6 protein-coding genes are annotated in these 5414 nt (G+C 29.0%); 5 read left to right on the forward strand and 1 reads right to left on the reverse strand.

Annotated features, from left to right (window positions below; translation table 11 throughout):
• The 4 genes from RWN11_RS06815 to RWN11_RS06830 all read left to right on the forward strand — a co-directional run.
• Nucleotides 1-275: hypothetical protein (locus RWN11_RS06815; protein WP_314160997.1), on the forward strand; the 275-nt coding region annotated here is incomplete at its 5' end.
• 72 nt (nt 276-347) lie between these two features.
• A complete protein-coding gene (locus RWN11_RS06820) occupies nt 348-1037 on the forward strand; it encodes an alpha/beta hydrolase-fold protein (protein ID WP_314160998.1) in 690 nt (229 codons plus the stop codon).
• A gap of 301 nt (nt 1038-1338) precedes the next feature.
• Entirely contained in the window at nt 1339-3225 is a 1887-nt protein-coding gene (locus RWN11_RS06825) for a hypothetical protein (protein ID WP_314160999.1), read from the forward strand.
• 10 nt (nt 3226-3235) lie between these two features.
• Nucleotides 3236-3574, forward strand: a complete 339-nt coding sequence (locus RWN11_RS06830; protein ID WP_314161000.1) for a hypothetical protein — start codon at nt 3236-3238, stop codon at nt 3572-3574.
• A 210-nt stretch (nt 3575-3784) separates the two neighbouring features.
• Here RWN11_RS06830 and RWN11_RS06835 read toward each other — a convergent pair whose 3' ends face one another.
• A complete protein-coding gene (locus tag RWN11_RS06835) occupies nt 3785-4177 on the reverse strand; it encodes a hypothetical protein (protein WP_314161001.1) in 393 nt (130 codons plus the stop codon).
• 491 nt (nt 4178-4668) lie between these two features.
• Between RWN11_RS06835 and RWN11_RS06840 the strand changes: the two genes are divergently transcribed.
• Nucleotides 4669-5414: nitroreductase family protein (locus RWN11_RS06840; RefSeq protein ID WP_314161002.1), on the forward strand; the 746-nt coding region annotated here is incomplete at its 3' end.

A 5414-nucleotide genomic window follows, 5' to 3' on the forward strand; every position in this document is an offset into this window, starting at 1 on the left:
ATAAAGCAAAATTAGGTGATTTAGAAAGAATATGTGATAGTATAAAAGAGAAAACCTGTTTGTATCATTTCAATTTAGAGGATAATCCAATTTTACAAAAATCATCGTCAAGAAAAAAATGGAAGACATATGATAAACGAGATTTTTATGATTATGCACTTATAAAAAAACATGTATCTAGTAAAGAATTGATTAATTATATAAAAACGGATGTTAAGAAAATTGAAGCGCATCTGAAAATTGTTAAAGAAATTATTTTGGAAAATATGGCTTAAGCATATAATAAATAATTTTATTGGGTGATAATTTATGAGAACAAAAAATAATAAATATCATAGGAGAAATTAATGGAACTAAGAAACGAGAAATTTGTCATCGATAATAAAGAATGTATTGGATATATTTCAGAGAATACACAATATTTATTAATACAACCTGTTGATGAACATGACATAGAAGTATTGGATAATGAAGTAACAAAAATTCAAAAAAATACAGAAAAACAATTCTCACTTATTGCTTTTAAAATAGAGGATTGGAATAATGAACTTTCTCCTTGGAAAGCACCTCCAGCATTTGGAAAAAAATCTTTTGGTTCAGGTGCTAAAGATACTTTAGAATTTATTGAAAGTAGATTAATACCAACGGTTAAAGAAAAATACGAGTTTGCTGATGATGTTCAGGTGATATTAGGAGGTTATTCTTTAGCAGGTTTATTCAGTCTTTGGAGTGCGTATAAGTCAAATACATTTTCAGGTATTGCTGCAGCTTCTCCTTCTGTTTGGTTTAATGGTTGGGAAGAATTTATGAATAATAATACGCCATTAAGTAACACTATTTATCTAAGTTTAGGTGACACTGAAGAGAAAACGAAAAATAAAGTAATGTCTGCTGTTGGTGATAATATTAGAAAACAGGAAGAACTATTAAAAAATGACAATTTAAATACAATATTGGAATGGAATAAAGGTGGACATTTTAGCGATTCAGATATCCGTGTAGCTAGAGCTTTTGTATGGTGTATTGAAAATGTTTAATTAAATATTTAAGTCAATTTTGAAATAGATAAGATAGTTTAATATACAATCCCTTAGATTTTCAAACTAAGCAAGTCCTTTTACTGGATGTTTATTTTTGTATTTAGAATGTGGTTTGAGAGATTTGTCAATAAGTGATTCTTTAGTTTGAGTATATATTATGCTAGCTCATTAAAAATACTTTAGAGGCTTTGTAGAGCATACAAATAAAGATAATTTAGGTATTATTTCTATTAGTTTTTTCTTTAGCTAATCTTATTTCTATAAAATTTTTAAAATTAAGTTCAGTGAGGATATAACAATGATTAATAAAAAAGAAGAGATACTAAGTAAGTATCTAAAAAAAATGTCAACTAGTATGGATTCATGTTATTTAAAAGGCTCTATTCCTAGCAAAAAATTAAATAATGCTCTAAATTCATTCGCGAGTGGATTTAAAAAAGAAACAGTTATAGGGTTATATGACACTACAGTATTTGGTAGTTCAAAGGAAGGAATTCTATTTTCAGATACAAAATTTTGTAGTAAAGATATATTAGAAAAGCCTATAAAAATTTGGTATGATGATATAAAATCCTTGGAAATTCATGGTGATAGTGAAGATGATAGTAAAAAGAAACTATCAATTGAATTATTTGATGGTAGTAAAGAAACAATAACTAATGTATTTATAAACAAAACACCATTGTATGACTTTCTGAATGAGATGATTCGATTCCATAAAGAAGAAAAAGCCTCAAATATTGAATTTAAACTAAATAAAAAGACTCACTATGGTTCTGAGGCAAGTGGAGTCGCAAATGGTAATTATAAAACTGTAAATAAATTATACGATGAGGAAAAATTTAGAGCACGTCAAGGTCACGGATTTGCAGCGGAAAGAGTTGAACACTTATATGATAAATTAACAGGACATGATGCTCATATATTAGGTGACGATAATGTTAAAAATGGTGCTGACAGAATAGTTGATGGAACATTAATACAATCAAAATGTTGTCAAACAGGAAGAGCATGTATAAATGAATGTTATGATAAAGACGGGAATTTTAGATATCTAGCGGATGGAAAACCTATGAAAATAGAAGTACCTTCGGATAAATTTGATGGAGCAGTTAAAGCATTAGAAGAAAAAATAAGAGATGGACGCGTTCCTGGAGTCACTGATCCGGCTGAAGCTAAGAATATTGTAAAAAAAGGTCATTTCACATATAATCAAATAAAAAATATTGCTAAGGCTGGGACAATTGAATCTATTACTTATGATTCAGTTAATGGAGTTATTACATCTACATCATCTTTTGGTATTACAGCAACAGTGACATTGGCAACTAGTATATGGAATGGAGAAGATATTGATACGGCATTGAAAACAGCAACCTATTCAGGATTAAAAGTAGGTGGTACTGCTTTTGTTACATCTGTTATGTCTAGTCAGCTATCTAAAGCAGGATTAAATAGTGCTTTAGTAGGTAGTTCGGAAGCAATTGTTTCATTTATGGGGCCTAAAGCTTCAGCTATATTGATTAATGCCTTTAGAACAGGAAAACCTATATATGGGGCAGCAGCCATGAAAAGTGCTGCTAAGTTATTAAGAAGTAATGCTATAACTGCAGGAGTAACAGTCGTTGTTCTATCGTCTGCTGATGTAGTTAATATTTTCAGAGGAAGAATTTCTGGTAAACAATTATTTAAAAATTTAACAAGTACGTTATCAACTGTTGGAGGAGGAACTGGTGGTTGGATAGCTGGAGCTACGGCTGGAAGTGCAGTACTTCCAGGAATAGGAACTGTTGTTGGCGGATTAATTGGATCTATTGCTGGAGGTACGGTTGCTGGAAAAGTAAATGATGCCGTTGTAGGAAGATTTATTGAAGATGATGCTGATGAAATGGTGAAAATAATTCAAGGTGAGTTTACGAAATTAGCAGAAGATTATTTACTTAATCAGAAAGAGGCTGAAAAATCTGTAGATAAATTAAGTGAAAAATTAGATGGCTCACTCCTAAAAGACATGTTTGTCAGTGATGATAGGGAGGAATTTGCTAGAAGTATCTTAGTTCCTATTATAGAAAATGAGACTAAAAAACGTGAGCATATTGGACCTGTTAGTGAGGAAGTCATACTAGATAGTTTGAAAATTGTATTAGAAGAAATATCAGAAGAAAACAATAATATGAATTCATAGGAGATAAATAATGAAAAATGAAAATATTATTATTAAACTAAATGAGTACATCAATCTTCCTAAAAATAAAGATAAAGTCTTCGAAAAAATCATAGATGCAAACAAGATTACTTTTACAAATCTTAGAGATCGATTATTGGGCATGGGAACTATTTTAGAAGAAAATTTTGAAGAGACATATTATATCATTCGAGTAGCAAGTGGATTATTAAATAAAAATAGTGCTATTGTGGCTGTAAAATGGCATTCTGAAGAAATTTCATTTTATGGATATGCGCAAGAAGGTTTGATAAATCAACATACTGCAGAAAAGGCTGTAGAAAAATTAATTGAAAAAATAAATAATTAATGCTAATAATTTAGGCTCTTTGTCGAATTCGGGGCATGTGGAAAAATATAAAATGCGATCTAGGCAGCATTTTGCTGCTTAGATTTTTTCGATTATATACTAAATCCGGGATATAGGAAAATTTTAGCCCTGGATTTAGTATACAACAAAAATATAAATAATCCCTTTGAAAATATAATTATTCAAAGGGATTTTTTGATATTTGAAGAATCAATCATCTAATTTTTCAAGAATATCACTTAATTTTTTGTTTACGGAAGCCAGTACTTTTTCTAAACCTAAAAGGAAAATATTTAATGATATTAACACAATAATTGTTTTGATACTTATGTTTATCTTAGTGATTAAAATAGAAATTAGAATTGATATAAGAAATAACATGGTAGAAATAGGTCTTGGTATTCTATCTATTTTATCGATTTTAAATAAAAATCTATATAGTTTAGCTATAATGAATTCTATAATAATTGTGGCTATCATTAGTGTTAATATCTCTATAGCAGGAATATTGTTTAGTATTAGTATTGGTAAATAAATGATATTAAAAAATAATAGTGATAGTACAATTTTTAAAAATACTTCTATAATTTTTTGCATGTTCATAAGAAACCTCTCTCTTTTTTATTAATAATAAATAAAATTATATTTTTTAATTTTGTAAAAATACCTTACAAATTAATTGTAATGGTTATGAAGTTGAAAATCAATATTCTATTGACGCATATGCGTATATTTGTATTTTAATAATTAGTTCACTTTTTGTATTAATGTTAAATCAAATTATATTTTTAAAATTTTGTATTAAGGATGTATAACTTAATTGTAAAGGCTATAAATCTAAAAATCAATATTCTATTGACGTTGTAACGTCAAAAAGTAGTTTCAGGAAATGATGGGCTACCGTAATTAATTTATATAGTTCACTCCAAAACTATGTTGAAATATAAGGGAATTAAATTAGGAGATTGTTAATGTGTAAAGGTTATATAAAAAAAGATTAAAAACATATAGTTTAATCAACCTATTTCCTTTCATTCTATTCTTTTTTAAGTTATAATTAAGTTACTATTACTAGAAAATTTCGGAGGTAACATATGAATGAAGTAATTAAAACGATGCTAGATCATCGTTCGACTCGTAGTTTTGTAAAAGGTAAAGAACTACCTAAGGAACATCTTGAGCAAATCATCGCTAGTTCTAAACAAGGATCTAGCTGGATGAATGGCCAACACTATAGTATTATCGTGACTACAGGTGAGACTAAACAACAAATTACTGATTTAATCCGTGATATATCACCTGGTAATGCGGCTCATATTGAGAATTCTACTGCATTCTTACTATATTGTTTAGATTATACTAATATCAAACTAGCGTTTGATATTGAGGGTGGAGAGTTTGATATTTCTAATCAATATGAACCATTAATTATCGGTACTTTAGATGTTGGTATTGCAATGCAAAATGCTACTTTAGCAGCTGAGTCTTTAGGATACGGAATTGTTTATTGTGGTGGAGTAAGAGGTTTTGGCGACAAGATTTCTGAATTACTGAATATTCCTAAGACTGCTTTGTTCTTATGTGGACTAAGTATCGGTGTTAAAGATGAAGAGTTATCTACGGAAAAAGTTAAACCTAGATTACCAGACGCGGCTAATGTAGGATATAATGAATTCCCTAAATCAAATGTAGAAGTATTAAAAGAATACCGTCAAACTATGGTAGACTTCGCAGAAGCGCGTGAGACAAAAACATGGACTAAGAAATTCGCTGACTTCTATGCACAACCTTCAGGAATAGAAAAAGTAACTAAAGAACTATTAGAAAAAAATGGTTTTGT

This window comes from uncultured Gemella sp. (genome assembly GCF_963519265.1).
In the GTDB taxonomy this organism is placed as follows: Bacteria; Bacillota; Bacilli; order Staphylococcales; family Gemellaceae; genus Gemella.